The organism is Paraburkholderia haematera, assembly GCF_905220975.1.
Classification (GTDB): domain Bacteria; phylum Pseudomonadota; class Gammaproteobacteria; order Burkholderiales; family Burkholderiaceae; genus Paraburkholderia; species Paraburkholderia haematera.
Map to the genome: position 1 here is coordinate 411,394 of NZ_CAJNBK010000002.1, position 19,854 is coordinate 431,247.

General features: G+C 61.2%; 23 protein-coding genes. 18 read left to right on the forward strand and 5 right to left on the reverse strand.

Going from position 1 to position 19,854, the window contains the following annotated elements; translation table 11 throughout:
• Window positions 1–265 precede the first annotated feature (265 nt).
• The 3 genes from KHO23_RS06205 to KHO23_RS06215 all read left to right on the forward strand — a co-directional run bounded on the left by KHO23_RS06205 (window position 266) and on the right by KHO23_RS06215 (window position 3,873).
• On the forward strand, window positions 266–1,210 hold the full coding sequence (locus KHO23_RS06205; protein ID WP_211610148.1) for a hypothetical protein: 945 nt from the start codon (window positions 266–268) through the stop codon (window positions 1,208–1,210).
• Between the two features lie 125 nt (window positions 1,211–1,335).
• Window positions 1,336–1,554, forward strand: a complete 219-nt coding sequence (locus KHO23_RS06210) for a DUF465 domain-containing protein (protein ID WP_211610149.1) — start codon at window positions 1,336–1,338, stop codon at window positions 1,552–1,554.
• Between the two features lie 63 nt (window positions 1,555–1,617).
• Complete coding sequence (locus KHO23_RS06215; protein WP_211610150.1) at window positions 1,618–3,873, forward strand: ATP-dependent DNA helicase; 2,256 nt, start codon at window positions 1,618–1,620, stop codon at window positions 3,871–3,873.
• Window positions 3,874–4,020: 147 nt separating this feature from the next.
• On the opposite strand, the gene KHO23_RS06220 is transcribed toward KHO23_RS06215, so the two are convergent.
• Both KHO23_RS06220 and KHO23_RS06225 read right to left on the reverse strand, forming a co-directional pair.
• Window positions 4,021–4,284 carry a hypothetical protein gene (locus tag KHO23_RS06220; RefSeq protein ID WP_236066728.1) on the reverse strand — a complete coding sequence of 88 codons (264 nt, stop codon included), beginning with the start codon at window positions 4,282–4,284 and terminating at the stop codon, window positions 4,021–4,023.
• A 231-nt stretch (window positions 4,285–4,515) separates the two neighbouring features.
• Window positions 4,516–5,766: a cupin domain-containing protein gene (locus tag KHO23_RS06225; protein ID WP_211610152.1), complete on the reverse strand. Its 1,251-nt coding sequence runs from the start codon at window positions 5,764–5,766 to the stop codon at window positions 4,516–4,518.
• Between the two features lie 32 nt (window positions 5,767–5,798).
• Between KHO23_RS06225 and KHO23_RS06230 the strand changes: the two genes are divergently transcribed.
• Entirely contained in the window at window positions 5,799–6,341 is a 543-nt protein-coding gene (locus KHO23_RS06230; protein WP_211610153.1) for an FKBP-type peptidyl-prolyl cis-trans isomerase, read from the forward strand.
• Here KHO23_RS06230 and KHO23_RS06235 read toward each other — a convergent pair.
• Window positions 6,321–7,652 (reverse strand): hypothetical protein, encoded by a 1,332-nt coding sequence (locus KHO23_RS06235; protein WP_211610154.1) that lies wholly within the window; start codon window positions 7,650–7,652, stop codon window positions 6,321–6,323. The genes KHO23_RS06230 and KHO23_RS06235 overlap by 21 nt on opposite strands.
• A complete protein-coding gene (gene mutS / locus KHO23_RS06240; RefSeq protein WP_211610155.1) occupies window positions 7,639–10,305 on the reverse strand; it encodes a DNA mismatch repair protein MutS in 2,667 nt (888 codons plus the stop codon). Before mutS ends, KHO23_RS06235 begins: the two co-directional genes overlap by 14 nt.
• Before the next feature lie 197 nt (window positions 10,306–10,502).
• Here mutS and KHO23_RS06245 point away from each other — a divergent pair, with 197 nt between their 5' ends.
• The gene (locus KHO23_RS06245) at window positions 10,503–11,795 is read left to right on the forward strand and encodes a tyrosine-type recombinase/integrase (RefSeq protein WP_211610156.1); all 1,293 of its coding nucleotides are present in this window, start codon (window positions 10,503–10,505) and stop codon (window positions 11,793–11,795) included.
• Here KHO23_RS06245 and KHO23_RS34955 read toward each other — a convergent pair.
• A complete protein-coding gene (locus KHO23_RS34955) occupies window positions 11,773–12,237 on the reverse strand; it encodes a helix-turn-helix transcriptional regulator (RefSeq protein ID WP_236066729.1) in 465 nt (154 codons plus the stop codon). The genes KHO23_RS06245 and KHO23_RS34955 overlap by 23 nt on opposite strands.
• Before the next feature lie 539 nt (window positions 12,238–12,776).
• Here KHO23_RS34955 and KHO23_RS06255 point away from each other — a divergent pair.
• The 13 genes from KHO23_RS06255 (at window position 12,777) to KHO23_RS06315 (ending at window position 19,818) form a co-directional block, all read left to right on the forward strand.
• Complete coding sequence (locus tag KHO23_RS06255; RefSeq protein ID WP_211610157.1) at window positions 12,777–13,100, forward strand: hypothetical protein; 324 nt, start codon at window positions 12,777–12,779, stop codon at window positions 13,098–13,100.
• Window positions 13,100–13,615: a DUF1376 domain-containing protein gene (locus KHO23_RS06260; protein WP_211610158.1), complete on the forward strand. Its 516-nt coding sequence runs from the start codon at window positions 13,100–13,102 to the stop codon at window positions 13,613–13,615. The genes KHO23_RS06255 and KHO23_RS06260 overlap by 1 nt, the downstream gene beginning before the upstream one ends.
• Window positions 13,616–14,511: 896 nt before the next feature.
• A complete protein-coding gene (locus tag KHO23_RS06265; protein ID WP_211610159.1) occupies window positions 14,512–14,802 on the forward strand; it encodes a hypothetical protein in 291 nt (96 codons plus the stop codon).
• An 86-nt stretch (window positions 14,803–14,888) separates the two neighbouring features.
• Window positions 14,889–15,215 (forward strand): hypothetical protein, encoded by a 327-nt coding sequence (locus KHO23_RS06270; RefSeq protein ID WP_211610160.1) that lies wholly within the window; start codon window positions 14,889–14,891, stop codon window positions 15,213–15,215.
• Window positions 15,216–15,217: 2 nt separating this feature from the next.
• Window positions 15,218–15,589 (forward strand): hypothetical protein, encoded by a 372-nt coding sequence (locus KHO23_RS06275; protein WP_211610161.1) that lies wholly within the window; start codon window positions 15,218–15,220, stop codon window positions 15,587–15,589.
• A 381-nt stretch (window positions 15,590–15,970) separates the two neighbouring features.
• Window positions 15,971–16,876 (forward strand): phage regulatory protein/antirepressor Ant, encoded by a 906-nt coding sequence (locus tag KHO23_RS06280; protein ID WP_211610162.1) that lies wholly within the window; start codon window positions 15,971–15,973, stop codon window positions 16,874–16,876.
• Between the two features lie 52 nt (window positions 16,877–16,928).
• Entirely contained in the window at window positions 16,929–17,075 is a 147-nt protein-coding gene (locus KHO23_RS06285) for a ribbon-helix-helix protein, CopG family (RefSeq protein ID WP_211610163.1), read from the forward strand.
• A 152-nt stretch (window positions 17,076–17,227) separates the two neighbouring features.
• The gene (locus KHO23_RS06290; RefSeq protein ID WP_211610164.1) at window positions 17,228–17,734 is read left to right on the forward strand and encodes a hypothetical protein; all 507 of its coding nucleotides are present in this window, start codon (window positions 17,228–17,230) and stop codon (window positions 17,732–17,734) included.
• 411 nt (window positions 17,735–18,145) lie between these two features.
• On the forward strand, window positions 18,146–18,337 hold the full coding sequence (locus KHO23_RS06295) for a hypothetical protein (RefSeq protein WP_211610165.1): 192 nt from the start codon (window positions 18,146–18,148) through the stop codon (window positions 18,335–18,337).
• Between the two features lie 57 nt (window positions 18,338–18,394).
• Window positions 18,395–18,769, forward strand: coding sequence for a hypothetical protein (locus KHO23_RS06300; RefSeq protein WP_211610166.1), 375 nt, complete (start codon window positions 18,395–18,397; stop codon window positions 18,767–18,769).
• Between the two features lie 253 nt (window positions 18,770–19,022).
• A complete protein-coding gene (locus KHO23_RS06305) occupies window positions 19,023–19,193 on the forward strand; it encodes a hypothetical protein (RefSeq protein ID WP_172314365.1) in 171 nt (56 codons plus the stop codon).
• An 11-nt stretch (window positions 19,194–19,204) separates the two neighbouring features.
• A complete protein-coding gene (locus KHO23_RS06310; RefSeq protein ID WP_211610167.1) occupies window positions 19,205–19,591 on the forward strand; it encodes a hypothetical protein in 387 nt (128 codons plus the stop codon).
• On the forward strand, window positions 19,588–19,818 hold the full coding sequence (locus KHO23_RS06315; protein WP_211610168.1) for a hypothetical protein: 231 nt from the start codon (window positions 19,588–19,590) through the stop codon (window positions 19,816–19,818). The genes KHO23_RS06310 and KHO23_RS06315 overlap by 4 nt, the downstream gene beginning before the upstream one ends.
• Window positions 19,819–19,854: the final 36 nt, after the last annotated feature.

A 19,854-nucleotide genomic window follows, 5' to 3' on the forward strand; every position in this document is an offset into this window, starting at 1 on the left:
ACCAGGTTGCTGGAGCGGGGCATTTTGCCATAAATGCCAAAGGGCTCAACCGCAGGGTGATAGAATTTCGGGCATGTTCCGTTGACCATTTACGACGTTGCCAACCTCTTTGTCCCTCAACCGCCTGGGCTCCCGCTTGGTCTCTCGCTTGTCACACTTGCCGCTTTTTTTGTCGCCGCGTTTGGCGCGCTCGTCGCTTAAGTCGCTTAAGTCGCTCATTTCGGCGTCGCGGTCCGTGTTCAGGTCAGCGCACCGGTCCAATGGGGTGTTTTTTGCTACGTGCGCTTCGTGCGCCATGGCCGCAACGCTAGCCGTGTCGGCGCCGGCTGCAGCGCAATCCGCAGCGCCGCTCGAGCTCGCCGGCAGTCTCGCGCCGGCCGCCGCTTCGGGCGCGGCGGCAGCGAGTGCGGCGGGCGCAGCGAACACCACGAACGGCGCAGGCGTGGGGCATGCCGGCAACGCTGAAAATGCTGACAACCCCGTATCGCCTGACAACGCGTTCGACGCGCGGCAGAAAGTGCTGGATCAGCGCACGGAGGAAAACAACTACCGTTACGCGGTCGCCGAACACGAGTGCTACAGTAAGTTTTTCGTCAACCACTGTCTGGGCAAGGCGCGCGACAGCATGCGCTCGGTGCAGGCCGACATTCGCAAGGAACAGCTCGCGCTCGACGGCGAACAGCGTGTTCAGCGGGCCCGTGAGCGTGACGAGCAGGCCGCGCTCAAACGTGCACAAGACGAAGCGAGCGCGCCGCAACGCGCCGCCGACGACGCGCGTAACGCGCAGGCCTACGAAGACAAGCAGCGCCAACACCAGCTCGACCAGACACAGCGCGCAGCCGAGGCGCCGCAACGCAGCGCCAACGCGCAAGCCTATCAGCAGAAGCAACAGCAGCATGCGCTGGATCAGGCGCAGCGCGGCATCAGTCCGTCGCAAGCCGCAGCCAACAGCGCGGCGTACGATCAGAAGCAGGCCGACTTCCAGCGCAAGCTCGACGAAGCGCGTCAGCAGGGCGCGCAGAAGGCGCAGGAGCGCGTGGAGAAGCAGCAGAGCTTCGAGAAGAAGCAGACCGATGCAGCGCAACACAAAGCCGACGTCGAAGCCCGTCAGAAGCAGGCTGCCGAGAAGGCCGAGCAGAAACGTCAGGACCAGTTGAAACAGCAGCAGGAACTTGAAGAACAGCAGAAGCAGCAACAGCAGCAGCAATAAGTGCGCTGTAGCGGGTTCTGGTAGGGTAGCAGCCAGGCAGTCGTCGTACGCGTTTTAAGCCGGACAGCAACCTCAGGCATCAGGCTGCGCCATGCAGCCTGTGCCGCTTACGAGAGGAGGCGAGCATGCGCGATCAGCATCACGTCATCACCGCAGACACTCTTCGCGACCGTATTCTGCAACTGGAATCGGAGCATAGTGGGCTCGATCGTTTAATCGATCGAATATCGGATGAGCCCGGCATCGACGACTTCGAGTTGCAGCGCCTGAAAAAGCGCAAACTCAAAGTCAAGGACACCATCATCTTGCTGCAATTGCAGCTCGAACCGGACGCACGCGCCTGAGTTCGCGGCCTGGCAGGCGCCGGGTCGCGCCGCGCGCGCCGGACTTTGCAGGAAACGCTTGCCTTGAATTCACCGCTTGAAACTTCACCACGTGCCATGGCGGCCGACGACGCCCCCGCGGCCGGCGCACAAGCGCCGCGTGCTCCCGCGTCTGCGCTTTCCGCATCATTGAATCCACGCCGCGTGGCCGAACTGGACGAAATCTTCGCCGCCAACGGCCTGCTCGCCCGCCAGATTGACGGCTATCGCTCGCGCGCGTCACAGATCGAGATGTCGCGCGCCGTTGCGGCGGCCATGGAAGCATCGGGCCGTGCAATGCCCGAACCCGCGATGTTCGAAGCGCAAAAGCGTCCAGCGCGGCGTTTGCAATCGCCGGGCGCGGATGCTGCGGCGCAAGCTCCGGAAGCCGACGAACCGAACGGTCTCGACGGCAGCGAAAATACGCTGATCGTGGAGGCGGGCACCGGCACCGGCAAGACCTATGCGTATCTCGTGCCGGCCATGCTGTGGGGCGGCAAGGTGATCGTCTCCACCGGCACCAAGCATTTGCAGGATCAGCTTTTTCAGCGTGACATTCCGACCGTGCGCGATGCCCTTGCCGTGCCGGTCTCGGTGGCGATGCTCAAGGGCCGCGCGAACTACCTGTGCCATTACTATCTGCAGCGCACGGCGGATAACGGACGTCTGCCTTCGCGCCAGGAAACCTCGTATCTGCAGGACATCGTTCGCTTCGCCAAGATCACGCGCACTGGGGACAAGGCCGAGCTCGCGAGCGTGCCGGAAACGGCGGCGGTGTGGTCGATGGTCACGTCCACACGTGAAAACTGTCTTGGCCAGGAGTGCCCGCACTACAAGGACTGCTTCGTGATGCAGGCGCGCCGCGAGGCGCAGCAGGCGGACATCGTGGTGGTCAATCACCATCTGTTTTTCGCCGACATCATGTTGCGCGATACCGGCATGGCCGAATTGCTGCCTACGGCAAACACCGTCATCTTCGACGAAGCGCACCAACTGCCGGAAACCGCGACGCTGTTTTTCGGCGAAACGCTTTCCACCACGCAGTTTCTCGAACTCGCGCGCGATTCCGTGGCGGAGGGTCTGGGCCATGCGCGCGAGTCGGTTGACTGGGTGAAGCTCGGCTCGACGCTCGAACGCGCGGCGCGCGACGTGCGGCTCGCTTTCAAGGAAGACTCGGTGCGTTTGTCGATCGGTCAGTTGCCTGACGATCATCCGTTATTCCCCGCGCTCGAAACGCTTGAGGCCGAACTCGACGCCTTGACTTCCGCGTTGGCGGGTCAGGCCGAACGAGCCGAATCGATCGGCGCCTGTTTGCGCCGCGCACGCGAGTTGCAGGGCGTGCTTGCCGGCTGGACGCCGCCGCCCACCGAGACCGAACGCGCAGCCGCTGACGCCGCCTCTGCGGACGCCAAAGCCGAACGCGGCGATCCGAACGAAAAGGTGCGCTGGATCGAAGTTTTCGCGCATACCGTGCAGTTGCACGAAACGCCGCTGTCAGTCGCGCCGATCTTCGCGAAGCAGCGTGCGGGCGTGCCGCGCGCGTGGATCTTCACGTCGGCAACCTTGTCGGTGCGGGGCGATTTCACGCACTATGCGGCGCAGATGGGCCTGAACGCGAAGCGCTCGATGACGTTGCCGAGCCCCTTCGACTATTCGACGCAAGGGCTTCTGTACGTGCCGCGCAATTTGCCGCAGCCTTCGTCGCCGATGTTTACCGACGCCGTGTTCGACGCTGCATTGCCGGCGATCGAAGCATCGGGAGGTGGCGTATTCATGTTGTGTACGACGTTGCGCGCCGTGGACCGCATCTCGACCAAGTTGCGTGACACCATCGAAGCGCGCGGTTGGGACTATCCGCTGCTCGTGCAGGGTGACGCGAGCCGCACCGAGTTGCTCGAGCGCTTCCGTGCGTACGGCAATGCGATTCTGGTGGGCAGTCAGAGCTTCTGGGAAGGCGTGGATGTGCGTGGCGATGCGCTCTCGCTGGTCGTGATCGACAAGCTGCCGTTTGCACCACCCGATGACCCGGTGTTGTCAGCGCGTCTGGATGCGCTGACAAAGAAGGGATTGAGTCCGTTTGCGGTCCACCAGTTGCCGCAGGCCGTGATTACGCTCAAGCAGGGCGCAGGGCGTCTGATTCGCGCTGAGACCGATCGTGGCGTGCTGATGATCTGCGACACGCGTCTGGTCGACAAGCCGTATGGACGCCGTATATGGCAGAGCTTGCCGCCGTTCAAGCGCACACGTGAGATCGAAGTCGTGCGCGAGTTCTTCGAAGAGAGCGCCACGCCGTCTGAATAGACGACTATGTGAATGCCATTGTAGAAAACCGCGCTTAAATGACAAAACGCCACGGATGTGAATCCGTGGCGTTTTGCTTTACTGCCCAGGAAATCGAGGTGATTTCCCGATGCAGTTTTCGCCCAGAGGCGAACCCTATGCGACAGCTTACTGGCTTGCGCCCGAAGCCGGAGCAGCCATCGAAGCAGCAGCAGCTACATCCGAAGCAGCGGCCGTAGCCGAAGCAGCAACGTCGCTCGCAGCAGCAGCCGCACCCGACGCAGCAGCAGCAGCGTCCGAAGCAGCAGCAGCCGGTGCCGAAGCGGCAGCAGCGTCGCTAGCAGCCGGTGCAGCGGCTTGATCGTTGCTCTTGTTGCATGCAGCCAGTGCCACGGCTGCCAACAGGGATGCTACGAGGAGGGATTTCTTCATGATCACGTCCTTTTATGGTTAAAGGTAAGCAACAGCGCAAAATAATACCGGTAATGTGCTCCAACACCGACCTGGGCCGCTGGTGGAGACGCTCTTTTGACGAGCTAGAATCTTCCCTACGGCTTGGGCGGAAATTATATGCACTTTCGTACTGACAATCCATAAATCCGGGGTCAATACGTTGTCTTTCTCATACAAAATTTCACAGTACGGTATAACAGGCGGGCAGAGTTACGCAAGCTCGCCCACTTGTATCCAGCCCGCACAATACCACTCGTGAAGCAGTGCTGTCACCGACGAATCGTGTGAGAGTGTTACAAAGCGTTTCGCACTCATACACCGGTGGTCAGCGAGGTCAATCAACCACTTTTTTGCGCCATCAAACGGCATTTCCTCTCCATTTACGAAGAAAAAACGGCGGTTGTACAACAAATTAGTCTTGCGGTCCAGCCGAATGCCCGACTTCGATGCCTGACCGATGAAACGGGCTTCGTTGAGCGGTCGTTGCGGCGGATCAAAGACGACGCTCGGCTTCGGTTCGCTGAGGTACGTGCCGAGGAATGACGCAATATCCTGCTCGCTCCATTTGACTCCCGCAAGGATCGCGCCAACGCGTTCGATCAAGGCGGCGGGCAGCTCTGCCGGACGGTCGACGGCGGGTTGTTGCGGGTCGCGATAGAGCGCATCGGGGCGTGCAGCCGACTCGCCGCGCTCGGCCAGATGGTAGAGGAACTGGGCGGTCAATTCGCCTGCTGACGGAGCGCGAAAACCAATCGAGCAGGTCATGCATTCGCCCTCGGCGATACCGTCGTGCGCGATATGAGGCGGCAGATATAGCATGTCGCCCGGTTCGAGCAGCCACTCCTGTTCCGGCTCGAAATGCTGTAAAACTTTCAACGGCAAACCCGGTTGCAGCGTCAGATCTTTCTGCGCACTGATCCGCCACCGGCGCTTGCCTTTTACTTGCAAAAGAAACACATCGTAGGAATCGAAATGGGGGCCGACGCCGCCACCGTCGCTCGCATACGAAATCATCAGGTCGTCCAGACGCGCGTCCGGCACGAAGCGGAAACGGTCGAGCAGGGCACGCGCGCGATCGTCGTAGAGGTCCACGCCTTGCACGAGCAACGTCCAGGCGCGCTGCTTGACCGACGGCAGTTCATCAGGCGCAAACGGGCCGTGCTCCATTTGCCATTTGTTGCGAAAGTGCGTGATCAGACGCGCTTCGACTTCGTCCTGATCGGCCAGCTCGAAAAACTCTTCGCGCGACAGCGGCGCTTCCACGTTCGGGATCGCCTGGCGGATCAAGAGCGGCTTCTTCTGCCAGTACCGGCGCATGAACTGCGACGGCGTCAGGTTGCCGAGCAGTGGCGTGGGCGTGTCGGGCGAGGGCGGGAAGGCAGGGAGCGCCAGCTTGGAAGCAGGCGAAGATTTCCGTGCCGAAGCTGCATCGGCAGGGTGGTCAGTGGGCCGCTTGGGCATCGTATAATGTGAGTTGTATTCTGGAGAATCGAATGAAAATCGCAAAGAACACCGTCGTGTCGGTCGCCTACAAGCTATCGGATGCGCAGGGCAATCTGATTGAAGAAAGCGACGAGCCGATGGTCTATCTGCACGGCGGCTATGATGGCACGTTCCCCAAGATCGAGGAAGAGCTCGACGGCCACGAGGCCGGTTTCGAGACCCAGATCCAGCTTGAGCCGCAAGACGCATTCGGCGAGTATGACCCCGATCTGGTGAAGATCGAGCCGCGTGATCGCTTCCCGGAACCGCTCGAAGTCGGCATGCAATTCGAAGGCACGCCGGAAGAAGGCGATGAGGATCTCGATTCGCTCGTCTACGTGGTGACCGACGTGGCGGAAGACAAAGTCGTACTCGACGGCAACCATCCGCTCGCCGGTATGGCGCTGCGTTTCGCGCTGACCGTCAAGGACGTGCGTCCGGCTACCGAAGACGAAATCCAGCACGAACACGCACATGGCGCCGACGGCCTTGAAGTCCTCGATGAAGATGACGACGAAGACGAAGGCGACAAGTCAGGGCCCACGCTGCACTGAGCTTGCGGGCGCGCCGGGAACGTTTGAAGACGCACCCGGTGAGCGCGGCTGAACGGCCGAGGCGGCCGACGCGGGCGGAGCGGACATGGCGGGGCCATACTCGCTGCCGCCTTCGTCCGCTGGCCTGTGTTGCGACTGGTCGGGTGTTTGCAACAACGGCGGCAACTCGGAAGCGGGGCCTAACGCAGGCACAGCCGGCATCGAAGCTGACGGCTCTTCGCGCTGCGGCACGGGCTGTGCCGTGGGCATCGGCATTTGCCTCGGCACATCGCGCACACTCACGCGGAACGGCGGTTTTCTGCCGAGATCCGCTTCAATCTGAATCCACTGGTTAAGACGATCATGCGGCGCAAGCGCGACACGTGTGAGATTCGTCACCAGCATCCCTTTGTCATTGCGTAATGGCTGATCGATCACGAAGCCGGCGCTTGCGCGTTCGTCGTCGCAATGAATCACAAGCACGGGGCCACGGAAAATCTGCGCGAGTTTGACGAGGCTGCGTTTGAATTCCAGAAATCCATCGCGGCGTGGATTGCGAGCAAAGCGCAGCCACGCAAATCGATCGGGTCGTTCGTAGCGCTCCGGATCGGGGTCGCCTTGAATGAATACAACAATCGCGCGCGCGTCGCGGCGTTTGGCGTATTCGGCGGCGTGCTCGAGCCAGAATGCATTGGCGATCACGCGATCTTCGAACTCGCCGTTGCGGCCGCCCGCAGTCAGGTAGTGATTGTTCGGACTCGGTGCGTTCAGACCGACAAACACGGTATCGCCGACTTGCCAGCGCACATTCTCCCGGAACGGGCGAAAGCGCGACACTTCGCTCTCGCGCGTCAATGCGACCGGGTTCTGACCCATCGACGTGGAATCGATGAAGAGCGTCTGGCGCAATTGGTCGAGCCGCTCGACCGGGTCAAAGCCACCGGCCTCAGCCGTGCCGCAGTCGGCCCAGTCGTGCTGGCCTGGAATGAAGAAGAGGGCGGGCCGTGACATTTCGAGCAGCGCGTGGCGCCGTTCGTATAACGCATCGCGGCAGGCTTCTTTCGCGCCCTTCAGATTGCCGTCGTAGACGATGAACGACACGTCGCGCTCGCGGCTGATCGCTTCGATCAGGCGTTGCGTGGACGCTTCGTCGGCGGGGCTTTGCATCGTGTTGGCGATGACCGCGAAAGCATAGCGCGGCGTTTCGGCATGCGCGAGCGGGACAAATGCAACAAGCGACGCGAGCCCACCCGCGAACGTAAGGGCGACGGTCAGCGCCGCGCAAAGTTTGCGCGGGCGCCGCCGAGGTCTGTGTGCGTCAATGATCGGCATCCGGCGCGGCGGCCAGCTCGTGCAGTTCGTACAGCAGGTCGAGCGCTTCGCGCGGCCGCAGATCGTTCGGATCGATTCCGCGCAGACGCTCGACGAGTGCCTGCATGGCCGGGGATGCCGCCGCCGATTCCGGCCTGACGTCGCGTTCGTCGTCGGCGTCTTCGACCAGCATGGGCATGGGTGCCGCGAACAGATCGAGTTGCGGTGCGGGTTGCGCCGCCGATTGCTGTTCGAGATGCGCGAGATGCTTGCGGGCTGCGCGGATCACTGCGTTCGGCACACCGGCCAGTTGCGCGACCTGCAAACCGTAGCTCTGATTCGCCGGACCTTCGCTGACCGCATGCAGGAACACGATACCGTGCCCATGTTCGACTGCCGACAGATGCACATTGGCCGCGTGTGGAAACTCGGCGGGCAGCTGCGTCAATTCGAAGTAATGCGTGGCGAACAGCGTATGACAGCCGTTGTGCGAGAGCAGGTGCCGTGCGATGGCCCAAGCCAGCGCCAGCCCGTCGAACGTCGACGTTCCGCGCCCGATCTCGTCCATCAGCACGAGACTTTGGGGCGTCGCGTCGTTCAGGATCGCCGCCGCTTCCGTCATTTCCACCATGAAGGTCGAACGGCCGCCGGCCAGATCGTCCGCAGCGCCAATTCGAGTGAAGATGCGATCGATTGGACCGAATGCCGCGCGCCGTGCCGGCACGTAGCTGCCGACATATGCCAGCAACGCGATTAGCGCAGTCTGCCGCATGAAAGTCGACTTACCGCCCATGTTCGGGCCGGTGATCAGCAGCAGTTTGCGCTCCGGTGTGAGCGTGCAGTCGTTAGCGATGAACTGCTCGACCTGCGCCTCGACAACCGGATGCCGCCCCTGTTCGATTTCGATGCCCGTATCCGGCGAAAACGTCGGCGCGACCCAATCGAGTGCGCGGGCGCGTTCCGCGAAGGCAGCCAGCAGATCGAGTTCGGCGAGTGCCGCGGCGACCCGCTGGCAGTCCGGGATAAAAGGCAGCAGCGCCTGCAGCAACGCGTCGTAGAGTGAGCGTTCGCGGGCCAGTGCGCGCTCCTGCGCGGACAGTGCCTTGTCTTCGAACGTTTTCAGTTCCGGCGTGATGTAGCGCTCGGCATTTTTCAGCGTCTGACGGCGGCGGTAATCGTCGGGCACCTTGTCGGTCTGGCCGCGTGTGACTTCGATATAGAAGCCGTGCACCTTGTTGTACTCGACGCGCAGATTGCCGATGCCGGTGCGCGCCCGCTCGCGCGTTTCGAGGTCGATCAGGAACTGTCCGCAGTTCTCCGAAATATCTCGCAACTCGTCGAGTTCCGCATCGTAACCGCGGGCGATCACGCCGCCGTCGCGCACCATGGCGGATGGCTCTTGCGCGACCGCGCGCCTGAGCAATTCGACGCACGCTTGCGGCGGTTCCAGCGATGCATCGATACGCGCCAGCGAATCCGCATTGGAGGAAACGGCCGCGAGTTGTGCGCGCAGCTCGGGCAAGGCGATAAACGTATCGCGCAGGCTCGACAGATCGCGCGGCCGCGCCGACAGCAGTGCGAGACGCCCAGTAATTCGCTCGATGTCGGAAATCTGCCGCAACGCGCCGCGCAGCGAGTCAACACCCGCGCCCGGTGGCGCGTCGAGCAATGCGCCGATGGCCTGTTGACGTGCTTGCGCCACAGCGGCTTCGCGCGGCGGATGATGCAGCCAGTGACGCAGCAGACGGCTGCCCATGGTCGTGCAGCAGGTGTCGAGCAGCGAACACAGGGTGGGCGATTCGGTGCCGCGCAGTGTTTCCGTGAGTTCAAGATTGCGACGCGTGGCGGGGTCGAGCCCGATATATTCGGACTCGTACTCGACCTTCAGGCTGCGCACGTGGCGCAATTGCTGGCCTTGCGTGGCCGCCGCGTACAGCAACAGCGCGCCCGCCGCGCCGCAGGCCGCTGTCAGCGAATGCGCGCCGAAGCCGTCAAGGCCGGCCACTTCCAGTTGATCGCATAGACGCTGCGTGCCCGAGGCGATATCGAAGTGCCAGACCGGCACGCGGGTGAGGGCGCCGGCGTTGACGGGCGGCGTCCAGCTCGCGGAGTCGGCCTGCGCGTCGGCCACCAGAATCTCCGCGGGGCGAATCCGTTCGAGCGCGGCAGCCACCTGGTCGGGTGCAACTTCAGCGAGGCGCAACGCGCCGCTCGCCAGATTCAGCCATGCGAGCCCGACGCTCGTTGCGACGCCGCGGCGGTTATGCGCGACGCACAGCGCCATCAGGTAGACGTCGCTTTTGTCGGACAGGAGTGCAGCGTCCGTCAATGTGCCCGGCGTGACCACGCGCATCACTTTGCGCTCGACCGGCCCTTTCGACGTAGCCGGATCGCCGATCTGTTCGCAAATTGCGACGGATTCGCCGAGCTTCACCAGCTTGGCCAGATACTGTTCGACCGCGTGATGCGGTACGCCCGCCATCTTGATCGGATTGCCCGCCGACGCGCCGCGCTGCGTCAGTGTTAAATCGAGCAGACGCGCGGCCTTTTCCGCATCTTCGAAAAAGAGCTCGTAGAAATCGCCCATCCGGTAGAACACCAGCGTGCCCGGATGATCCGCCTTGATGCGGAGGTACTGCTGCATCATTGGCGTGTGTGACTTCTCGTTATCCATTACTGGGCTTGGGGTTGCTGCCTGCAATGCCTTACTCCTATTGGTTCTGCCGGTTCTGCATACGTCTTCTGTTCGCGCCAGAAAGCGCCGCAATGCGCCAGTACATTCCACTCGCTAGTATGGGAAATTCGACCGTGATATCGTAAACCTATACCGGCTCGGCATGGGGCTGCGCCGGGAAAACCTATACTGAAATCATGAAAGGTTTCGACCCACGAACGGCAAAATTGTTGCCTGCCGGGCAGCACATTCTAATTGATGGATCGCCTGGCCTGCGGCTTATCGCGAGCGCCAGCCGCAAGACTTGGACGTATCGCTACCGCACGCCTGATGGTCGGCTCGGCCAGGTGAAGATCGGCACATGGCCGGAAATGAGTGTCGCTACCGCCGTCCACAACTGGGAGAAGCTGCGTGCGGCTCGGGATAGTGGCGAGGACCCAGCCGCCGAGCGACGTACGGCGCGCACAGCGGTCTCGGAGGGTGCGGCCAAGGTCGATGGCTCGCCGACGGTCGCCGACGTGCTGCGCGACTACGTGCATGGGCACGTCAATGTGCATCGCAAAGAGAAGGGCGCGGCTGAAGTGCGCCGCATGTTCGCTAAGATGGTTCCCGAGAAGTTCGCCGCCATGGATGCGACGACTGTGAAGCGCCGCGACGCATTCGACCTGATCAAGAGCCATGAGGCGATCCCGGTGCAGGCCGCCAACCTAAAAAGGGAATTGGCCGCAGCTTGGTCCTATGCGATGGATTCGGGCAGGCTCCCCGAAGACGCAAGCAACCACTGGCGCGACATACTGCGCGGAAAGTTGCAATCCTCTGGCCGGATCGTGGCCGGTGAGCGGGTGACCACGAAGCGAGTCCTGAGCGCGACCGAACTCGGAACGCTGATACCGTGGCTGCCGAATCTGTCGCGCCTGGTGGACGATGTTCTAACGATTTACCTCTGGACCGGATTAAGAGGCGCTGAGATATGCGCAACCGAAGGCGCATGGCTCACAGAGGAGCCAGATGGTCTCTGGCTCACGATTCCGAAGGCGAAGACGAAGAACGCGAAGCGCGCCCACGCAACCGACATGCGGACGCCGCTGGTGGGCCGCGCCGAGACCATTATTCGGCGCAGGATGGGCGTGCATGGCAAGGGCTTCCTGTTCCCGTCTGAGACGGGCGGCCACGTTGAGCAGAAGGTCATTCAAACCGCCGTGTGGTTCCACATGCCTCACTCGATGACTCGCCCGAACTGGGAGCGCCCGCGCCTGCCGGTTAGCCATTGGTCGCCACACGATTTAAGGCGATCGTCGCGCACCTTGCTCGCCGCGCTCGGTTGCCCGTCTGAAATCGCAGAGGCGATATTGGGTCACGTCCCGCCCGGAATTGTCGGCGTTTACAACCGGCATAGCTATGACCAGGAAAAACGAGTCTGGCTCGGCAAGCTATCCGACGAACTCGAACGGCTTGCCGAGGCGCATATCAAGCCCGCTGGCCCGCATTAGGAGGCGTGAGCATGTCTGCAGTGGGCCTGCGGCGGGCCCACTCAATCACATCCTCTGTCAACCACGCGACACGACGGGCGCTGAGTGCGCGAGGTTTCGGGAAGTTGCCCTCCTGAACGAGCCTCTGGACACCGCGCGTTGAAAGCGCCAGCGCATCGGCTACGGCATCAAGGTCCAGAAAGATCGGTGCGATGCCTCGCCGTGCTGGCGCAGGCTCGCCGTCTGAGTCGTCATCCCGGCTCGCCGGCTTGCGTGCCGCTGCCCTGCGTGGCGTGCGTGCTGGCGCGGGTGATCCGCCTGCCGCTTCCGGCTGCACAGAATCGTGCTGGCGCGCTTCGCATAGGCGCTTGCATAGATCCGCATGACGGTCTGCGGTGCGGGTCGAGCGGGCGGGGCTGCGATAGCTCACATGGAGCGGGCTCAGGTCAAAGAAGTGGCTCATGGGTTACGTGGGGCGGTGGTGGTCGGAGACGAGATTCCACCATCGGGCAAATCTGCTTTAGCCGCAACAAGCACGAAACTCGACCATATACGTTTTTGAACAACCCGCGCCGATCAATCCATTACTGGTGGCCGTTCAATTTATTTTTTACGACTTAAGGGCAGCAGCACAAATAGGCCCCTTTTCGTACAACTCTAAAAATAAACTCTCGCATAGCGTGAATTCTGCTTTTGAGGAAGTTTACTTGCCGTTTGATTTGCCTTTCAATGCGGTCCATCGGCATGAGAAACCGATGACAGGAGCAGTAACGTAGTGTCGGCCCCGTAGCTTTTTTCGGTGGTCGAGTGATAGTTCGACATCCAAGGTCCCTGTCCCTTGCCTGTCGGCGCGGCTCTCAACCGCATCGCTCGCCAACCAAAGAAAGTTCCGGGGCTTTTTGCGTTCCACGGTCCCGCTCAACGGTCTGATGTAAGCACTACTAACGGCAAAGGAGTTGCCATGTTCTCAGAATTAGGTAGCGGTACGGCGGGAGGTATGTAATGGCCCGCACGTGTATCAATTTCCCCGTCGGGCTCGCCCGTGACGGTCGCGTGCTCGGCGTCAGTGAGCGCCTCGGGGTGCATGTCGGTAAGGTATTCCACTGCATTTTGACGCTGTGGATGGCGGCGGCAGACCAGGCCGTTGACGACGGCATCGTGCGCGGCATGGACGCACAGAGCGTGGATGCAATCGTGGACGTTCCCGGCCTTGGCGGCGCCCTCCTGGCTGTCGGGCTTATCGCCGAAGTAGGGGGTGGCATTGTGGTCTGTGGCTACCGAGAGGCGCAGGCGTGGACCATTAACGATATCGGGGGCGGTGAGTAATGGAATCTCTCAACTGCACGCCCGAGCCGCTGACGCCGTTCGATTGCGACCTTCGCGATTTTCAATTCTTTCCGCTTGATGCCTTGCGCCTGCGTGATAGCGACCTTGCTGCGCTCTCTACTGGTGACGAGTTCCGCGCTGCAGTGTTGCTTTGGTGCGCTGCGTGGCATCAAGTCCCGGCTGCGTCGCTGCCTGACGATGATCGCGTGCTTGCGAATCTCATTGGCTACGGTCGCGACACTGAAGGATGGAAGGCTGTAAAGGATGGAGCGATGCGCGGCTGGGTCAAGTGCTCGGATGGCCGCCTCTACCATCCTGTCGTAGCAGAGAAGGCTATTTCTGCCTGGCAAGGGAAGTTTAAGCAGCGCTGGAATACCGAATGTGCCCGCATCAAAAAGCACAACGAGCGCCATAAGACGAACGTCCCGCGCCCGTCGTTCGAAGATTGGATGTCCCAAGGATGTCCCCAGGGACAGAAGCTGGATGTCCCGGGGGACAGCCAGGGGACATGCTAGGAGCACAAAATTTGCGCGGTGGGTGTCCCTGCGCTGTCCCTTGGTTTTCCCGGGTGACATATGCAATTGTCCCGGGTGACACGTGATGTCCCTGCGATGTCTCTGGCGACAGGAGGAATTGTCCCGGGTGACATGGTGTGTTGTCCCCTGGGACGTCCCGGCCCTGTCGCCTCAATGTCCCGATCCAAGAGAGAGGGATAGGGAGAGGGATAGGGATAGGGACAGTGAGAGGGAGAGAGAAAAAAACCTGTGGTTCTAAGAATGTGAACGGTCGTGCGACGCTAGTCGCGCGACGCCCGCGCGGCGAGCGCCTACTGCCTTGGTGGTCCACTAGCGTTTCTACAGGGTGGATACGCGTGCGCGCGGAGAGCGCTTGCTGACCCTCGCCGGGTGGGCATCGAACTGGCGTTCGATTGTGTGTATGTGATTTGCAGGGCAGCGAGTGAGTTCCAGAATCGATGCTGGTTTGCACACAGCCCCGTGATGACGATGGGGTGACTCGGTGAGTACCTTGGCAACGCGGCGGGTATCGCCAGCGGCTCGTGGGGCGTTTTAATCGGTTTGCCTCGCAGGGCGTCGATTAGGAGTCGTACGGGCGGGAATCGCGTTGGCGGTGCTGAGTGATGGAGCAGTGTCTGCTAGGCCGGAATGGCGGCCGAACAAGGGCCTAGCATGGTTTGGATAAGGACATGGTTGAGGCGTGGTTAGGGGGATGGTTAACCTTTGGATAACCTTTGGGATAACCAAAGCAAGCCGAAGCAAAGCTATGGCTCAGCTATCGCTAGGCCATAGCTAATCCGTGGTTTGTCCATGGATCGTTCCTGACTCGGCGCTTTTTGTCCGGATTCTGTCCGCAAATTTTCGGACACGGATTTTCAAACCGAAGGAGTTTTGCCTTGAAAGCAGATATTTTCCTGATCATCCACGCGAAGAAATCCGCAGTGACCGATCGCATTGGACAGATCATGAGTTCCGTATGCGGCACATCCGAGGATGACTTCGCGCGGTCTGTTGGTGCGGCCGCCGACGAGTGCGCAATCCTCGGCGATTCGTACCGGGCACTCGCCATGTACCAACGCGTGAACGCTGAGTGCATCGCTCGCGGTGCCGAAATGCCGCTGGAAACGCATGCGCTCCTGCAGGATGTTCTGGACGAATTCGCCAAGCTGGCGGGCCTGCCGTGCTAATCATGGGAATTGAGATGACGACCGAACCGACATACGCCCTCACGCACGTGCTCCGGATGCGTGGAATCGAAACGAAGCCCGCGGACATGAATCGCGTTATGCATGCTGCCGGTGTGCTCGTCAAGGCGTTCCGTGCGAGCGGGAAGGACCCGAGCAAGGTCAAGCCGTACTGGAAGCTCGGCGAGGCCGGTGAGCGCATTGCCGTCGAAGTGGAAAACCAGCGCTCGCCCGAGCCAGTGGTGCAGTACTTCGATGGCCGCTTTGACGAACTGCTCGATTACTTGGCTCCGACGATCGACGCCATGGTTCGCGAAGGGGAAATCAAGCCGGTGGCGCGCGATCACGAGAAGGGTGAGCAATACCGCGCAGCGCTTGAGGTGCAGCAGCGGAAGCACGCTGGCGAGGCATTCTAGCCATGGCAGCAACGGACTGGATTCGCATGAGGACCAACCTGTGGGATGACCCACGGGTGTCCGCCATGGCTGACCTGTGCGACTGCGGCGAGGCGTCAATCATCGGCGGCCTGTTCTGGCTTTGGGCGACTGCGGACGCTCATAGCGTGGACGGCTTCCTGCCGGGCATGTCGCGCAAGGCGATTGACCGCAAGGTGGGCGTCACGGGATTCGCAGAGGCGCTGTGGTCGTGTGGCTGGCTTGAAGATGCTGGCGGCGGCGTCAAGATTCCAGACTTCACAGAGTACAGCCCGCAGTCGGCCAAGGCTCGCTCAGTGATCGCGAGGAGGGCGGCGAACAGCCGGAGCGTACATGTGGGTTTGGGCCGCATGTAGATCGACGACCCTCACTTATTCGGTGTGCTGAGCAGGTCTAAATCACTTGATGTACCGGGGGAAGTGCGGGACGTGCGGGGTGTGTCAAGCGTCATTCGCGTGTCACAGCGATGGTCGTGATGACACAATGATCTAACGGTGCAGCAATGGGGCTGAACCTGGCCGAACATGAAACGGCCGAATCAACGTAGTACCGAGGAAACCCAGTAGCTGGAGGTGAGGAGGGAAGGCGGCGGTGGTCGCGGCCCACCCGATTACTGAAGTACACGGAATCGTGAACGCACCAAACGACAAGTCAATGGTGTTTTCACGACTCAGACAACTGGGAGTTTTGACGTGAATCAAGTTTCAAATGTTCGTGCCGGTTCGCCGGATAGCTTGATGGCGCCGCTCGAAGCTGATGCTGGTCTGGTTCGTGTGCGCGCCGATGGCAGGATCGTCACAGACTCGGTGACGATGCACGAGGAGTTCGGGCGCCGCCACGACAAGGTCATGGATAGTCTGCGTTCGCTGATCGCAGACAAGACGCTTAATCTCCCCGATTTCAGGGAGATTGAGTATGTCGATGGACGCAGTCGCAAACAGCCGTGCATTGAACTGACTGAGCGCGGCGCTCTGATCGCGATGCCGTTTATCGGCGGCGTGAAGTCGCGCGCCGGGCAGGTTCGCCTCGTGGACGCGTTCACGCTTATGCGTGAGGAGTTGCGCCGCATGAAAGCTGCGCAGCCACCGCGCCCGGTCGCCCCGCTTCCAAACTTTGAGGACCCGGCCGCCGCGGCTGAAGCGTGGGCGCAGCAGTTTCGTGGTCGTGCGGTCGCAGAGACGGAACGCAACCAGCTTCGGCTGGCAGTAGCGGAACAAGCTAACGATGTGGAGTTCGTGAAGAGGTACGTCGATGCTGATGGCCTGCTCGGCGTGCGCAGCACTTGCCAGGCGCTCGATATTGAGAACGAGCGCGACTTCACGGACTTCATGGTGAACGCGCTGCGTTGCATGTACCGCCTTGAAGGTGCGCTTGTTCCGCGGGCGCAGCATCGCCACCTGAAGCGCTTCAAGGTGAAGACTGGCGTCGATCACGACACAAACCGCGCCTACACGACCGCCAAAATCACGGCAAAGGGCGTCACGTGGCTGGCGCGTGAGTGGGCGGAGTACAACCTTGATCGCGACACATACCGCGCAAAGCATGCGCCCAAGGATGGCGACGTGGATGAGGAGGTAGAGAGCGCCGCGCGCGAAGCGGTCGAGCGGCGCGCAGCGAAGGAAGCCTCCAAGGCGACTGAGTAACTTATGCGCGGCGGCGCCAACGGTGGGGCGCCGCAAACAACCGGAGTAGATCATGCAGCAACCACAACGCCTGAACCTGATTTTGCCGAAGCCGATCCTTGAGCCATTGAAGGCTCTTAGCGAGAGAGATGGCCGCGGCGTGCCCGAACTGGTGCGTGCGGCGATCATCGAGTTTCTCGCGAAGAACAAGCAGCAGTAAGCAGGACCCACGCCGAGCAGGTCGGCGCAGAATTGAACCGAAGGACTACTGAAGTTTAGGGATATATCATGCGCAAGCAATCCAACGATTGGACGAATGACATTGCGGAAATGGACACAGACATTGCCGCGCAACGCGCCGCAGGTAGCAACGTGGTGCCGCTGAAGAAAAAGGCCGCCACACGCCGCACGGCAACCCGCGCATGGGATGAGGCCGAGGTCGCGAAGCGCGCGCTGGACCTGTACGCGCTGGAGCGTACCGCTAATTGCGCATACAACAGCGCGATCATCATGGCCGAGCAGTTCAAGGAATTTAACGGGCTGGAGCGCGTGGACCACAAAGATCCGGCGTTCCGCGCCTATACGACGAAGGAATGGGATGCCTACCTGGTCGCGAAAAACGAAGTGAAGAAGGCCCAGGCTCGCCTCAAGACGGCCTGCCACAACTGCCTGCACGGTGCGCCGAAGCGCGAGAAATATGTAGACCCGCGCTCGCCCGCTGACCGCAAGCGCCAGTCCGAACTGTGGGACGCGATCATTGCCGGGACCGTCTCAATGCGCGACGCGCTCGCCATGCGCTACGACAACGGCGATCCGATCCTGAAGGACCGCGAGGCGTTCCTCGACATCGCGCGCGACGAATCAGAAATCCCGTTCTAAGCGCCACGGCGGGATGGGGGGTAACGATGATTCGTTAGCCCCTCTGAACCACGCTACAAAGGAATGACCATCATGCAATCCATCCGACGGCGCACCTCCCGTGTTTGTGTGCCGTGTTGCATCACTCGTCTAGGGGTGGCTTTGCAAGCCGGATGCGTTCGCGGACCCAGGCTGCACCGCCTAGCGCTTTGCACTTGACCCATTCGGCATCCGTCATGCGGATCGGCCGCGCCTTCATTACCTCGCCTGTCGGGCTGACGGGCTTCCTGCCTTGGTCGCGGTCATTTGGTGGCCTCTTTTCAGCCATGGGTGTTTCCTCTAGTGAAAATGTATCTACGAAATCACTTGATTGCGTAGATACATCGTACTATAGTTCGGTCACAGCAGCAACGAACCAACCCGGAGACATCGATGCAAATAGCAAGGGTCCTGCAGTACGTAAAACCCGTCGCCCAGCCCGTCGAGCGCCCGTTCTCGATCAAGTACAGGATCGGTGGCGTGGCTTGCTCGCTGTCGTTCGAAACCGAAGCGCAGCGCGAGGAGAAGGCCGCCGAGCTAGTCGCAAACGGCGCGGCCGTCGTGTTCAAACCCGCTCAGATCTAACCAGTCGTCCAGTCGCTGAAAACAGTCCACTTAATACATTTAGGCATCCACAACATTATGAAAGCTCAAACCGAAACCAACGTTTTGCACCTCGCCGCCGTACCGACACAGACGCGCCCGGAACAGCTTGACCAAGCGATGGCTCAGTTCGCGCTGTCCGCTGGCACCTTCACGTCGCTTGAAATGCTCGCCGAGGAGCGCCGAGAGTCTGACGTTGCGCTGCTCGCCGCCGTCGGGCTCAGCACCATCCGCGACGCGCATGCCGCCTGTCTTGACCACGCTAAGGATGGCAGCGACATCGGCCTGGATGACGCACTCGGGCTGGTGGACCGCGCGCTGGCAGCATCCAATTCGATTTTCGCCGCGATTCGCGTGCTCTCCGGTGATTGGTCCGGTGAGGTGATAGCCGAGCACGAAAAGGCTCTAGCCTAACCAGTCGTATCGCCGCGAGCAGGCGTCCGCGGCTAACTCTATCAGTAGTCCACAGGAACTAAGGGGTTTTGCCATGTTTGGGTACGTCACGAAAGATGCCGCCGTAGAGCTGGCCGCTTACTGGCTCGGTGGCCTCATTGCTGCCTGCAGTGGCCTGGTTGTCATGGTCGCGCTCGCTGGCCCGATCCTGGCTCGCGCCGCCCACTAACCCGGCAACGCCGACAAAGATCAACAAGACGCAACGAGGTTACTGGTGGATGCGTACTCATACCTGCTGCTGGCCTACCTCGGCGTCCTGTCGATCGTTTTTACGGTGGTCGTGGTCCTGCGTATCCGCTTTCCGACAATCCGGCCGCTGGAGCCGACTCAGGAGCATTGCGAGTTCATCGCTCGCCGCTCCCGCGATCTTAAATCGTTCAAGTAAGAGGTTTTCAAATGTGGCTACTTTTTAACGATAGCTTTATCAGCGTCATCGCGAGCGACCGCGATCCTAACCTGCTGGTCGTGCGCGCGCGCCGTACTGGTGACCTGCAGCAGATCTTTGGTGCCGACGTGCCGGTGTTGGAGCTTGAGGCCCGCGACTATCGATACAGGGCGTTCCTGCCGCGTCAGACGGTGGCGACGGTCATAGCCGAGCGCCTTCTGGCAATCGATTATTTCAATGTTAAGGGGAGCGTCGAAGATTCGCACCTTTTGCATGCCTACCATGAGGTCCACGCGGTGCTGGAGGAGTTGCAGGAAATCCCGATGTACCGGACGAAGCCGCGCCCGAATTTCCGAGCACATCCCGTGCGCCGGCCGCGCGGATGGGATCGGGTATGAAGAACGTTGACGACATCATGCAAAAGACGTTCTCGCCGGGCCGCGACCCGCGCAGCGCCGAATACAAGGCCGGCGTGCGCGCGCTTCTGGAACTCCGCATCAACGGCGTCAAGTTGCCGCGGCCGTACGCGATTGGCACAGTGCAGGCCGATGCGTTCTATGCTGGCGTCGGCGAAGGGCACGACATCTGGCGCGCGCTGCGGGTAGCCCCAAAGAAACCGTTGTAAACGTTAAGATTCCACGCCACAATCGCGCCATCAAAA

Excerpts from the sequence above, each read along its gene's own strand:
- KHO23_RS06210 (WP_211610149.1), top strand. The coding sequence starts at position 1,336 with ATGCGCGATCAGCATCACGTCATCACCGCAGACACTCTTCGCGACCGT.
- KHO23_RS06220 (WP_236066728.1), bottom strand. The coding sequence starts at position 4,284 with ATGAAGAAATCCCTCCTCGTAGCATCCCTGTTGGCAGCCGTGGCACTG.
- KHO23_RS06225 (WP_211610152.1), bottom strand. The coding sequence starts at position 5,766 with ATGCCCAAGCGGCCCACTGACCACCCTGCCGATGCAGCTTCGGCACGG.
- KHO23_RS06230 (WP_211610153.1), top strand. The coding sequence starts at position 5,799 with ATGAAAATCGCAAAGAACACCGTCGTGTCGGTCGCCTACAAGCTATCG.
- KHO23_RS06235 (WP_211610154.1), bottom strand. The coding sequence starts at position 7,652 with ATGCCGATCATTGACGCACACAGACCTCGGCGGCGCCCGCGCAAACTT.
- mutS (WP_211610155.1), bottom strand. The coding sequence starts at position 10,305 with ATGGATAACGAGAAGTCACACACGCCAATGATGCAGCAGTACCTCCGC.
- KHO23_RS06245 (WP_211610156.1), top strand. The coding sequence starts at position 10,503 with ATGAAAGGTTTCGACCCACGAACGGCAAAATTGTTGCCTGCCGGGCAG.
- KHO23_RS34955 (WP_236066729.1), bottom strand. The coding sequence starts at position 12,237 with ATGAGCCACTTCTTTGACCTGAGCCCGCTCCATGTGAGCTATCGCAGC.
- KHO23_RS06255 (WP_211610157.1), top strand. The coding sequence starts at position 12,777 with ATGGCCCGCACGTGTATCAATTTCCCCGTCGGGCTCGCCCGTGACGGT.
- KHO23_RS06260 (WP_211610158.1), top strand. The coding sequence starts at position 13,100 with ATGGAATCTCTCAACTGCACGCCCGAGCCGCTGACGCCGTTCGATTGC.
- KHO23_RS06270 (WP_211610160.1), top strand. The coding sequence starts at position 14,889 with ATGAATCGCGTTATGCATGCTGCCGGTGTGCTCGTCAAGGCGTTCCGT.
- KHO23_RS06275 (WP_211610161.1), top strand. The coding sequence starts at position 15,218 with ATGGCAGCAACGGACTGGATTCGCATGAGGACCAACCTGTGGGATGAC.
- KHO23_RS06280 (WP_211610162.1), top strand. The coding sequence starts at position 15,971 with ATGGCGCCGCTCGAAGCTGATGCTGGTCTGGTTCGTGTGCGCGCCGAT.
- KHO23_RS06285 (WP_211610163.1), top strand. The coding sequence starts at position 16,929 with ATGCAGCAACCACAACGCCTGAACCTGATTTTGCCGAAGCCGATCCTT.
- KHO23_RS06295 (WP_211610165.1), top strand. The coding sequence starts at position 18,146 with ATGCAAATAGCAAGGGTCCTGCAGTACGTAAAACCCGTCGCCCAGCCC.
- KHO23_RS06300 (WP_211610166.1), top strand. The coding sequence starts at position 18,395 with ATGAAAGCTCAAACCGAAACCAACGTTTTGCACCTCGCCGCCGTACCG.
- KHO23_RS06310 (WP_211610167.1), top strand. The coding sequence starts at position 19,205 with ATGTGGCTACTTTTTAACGATAGCTTTATCAGCGTCATCGCGAGCGAC.
- KHO23_RS06315 (WP_211610168.1), top strand. The coding sequence starts at position 19,588 with ATGAAGAACGTTGACGACATCATGCAAAAGACGTTCTCGCCGGGCCGC.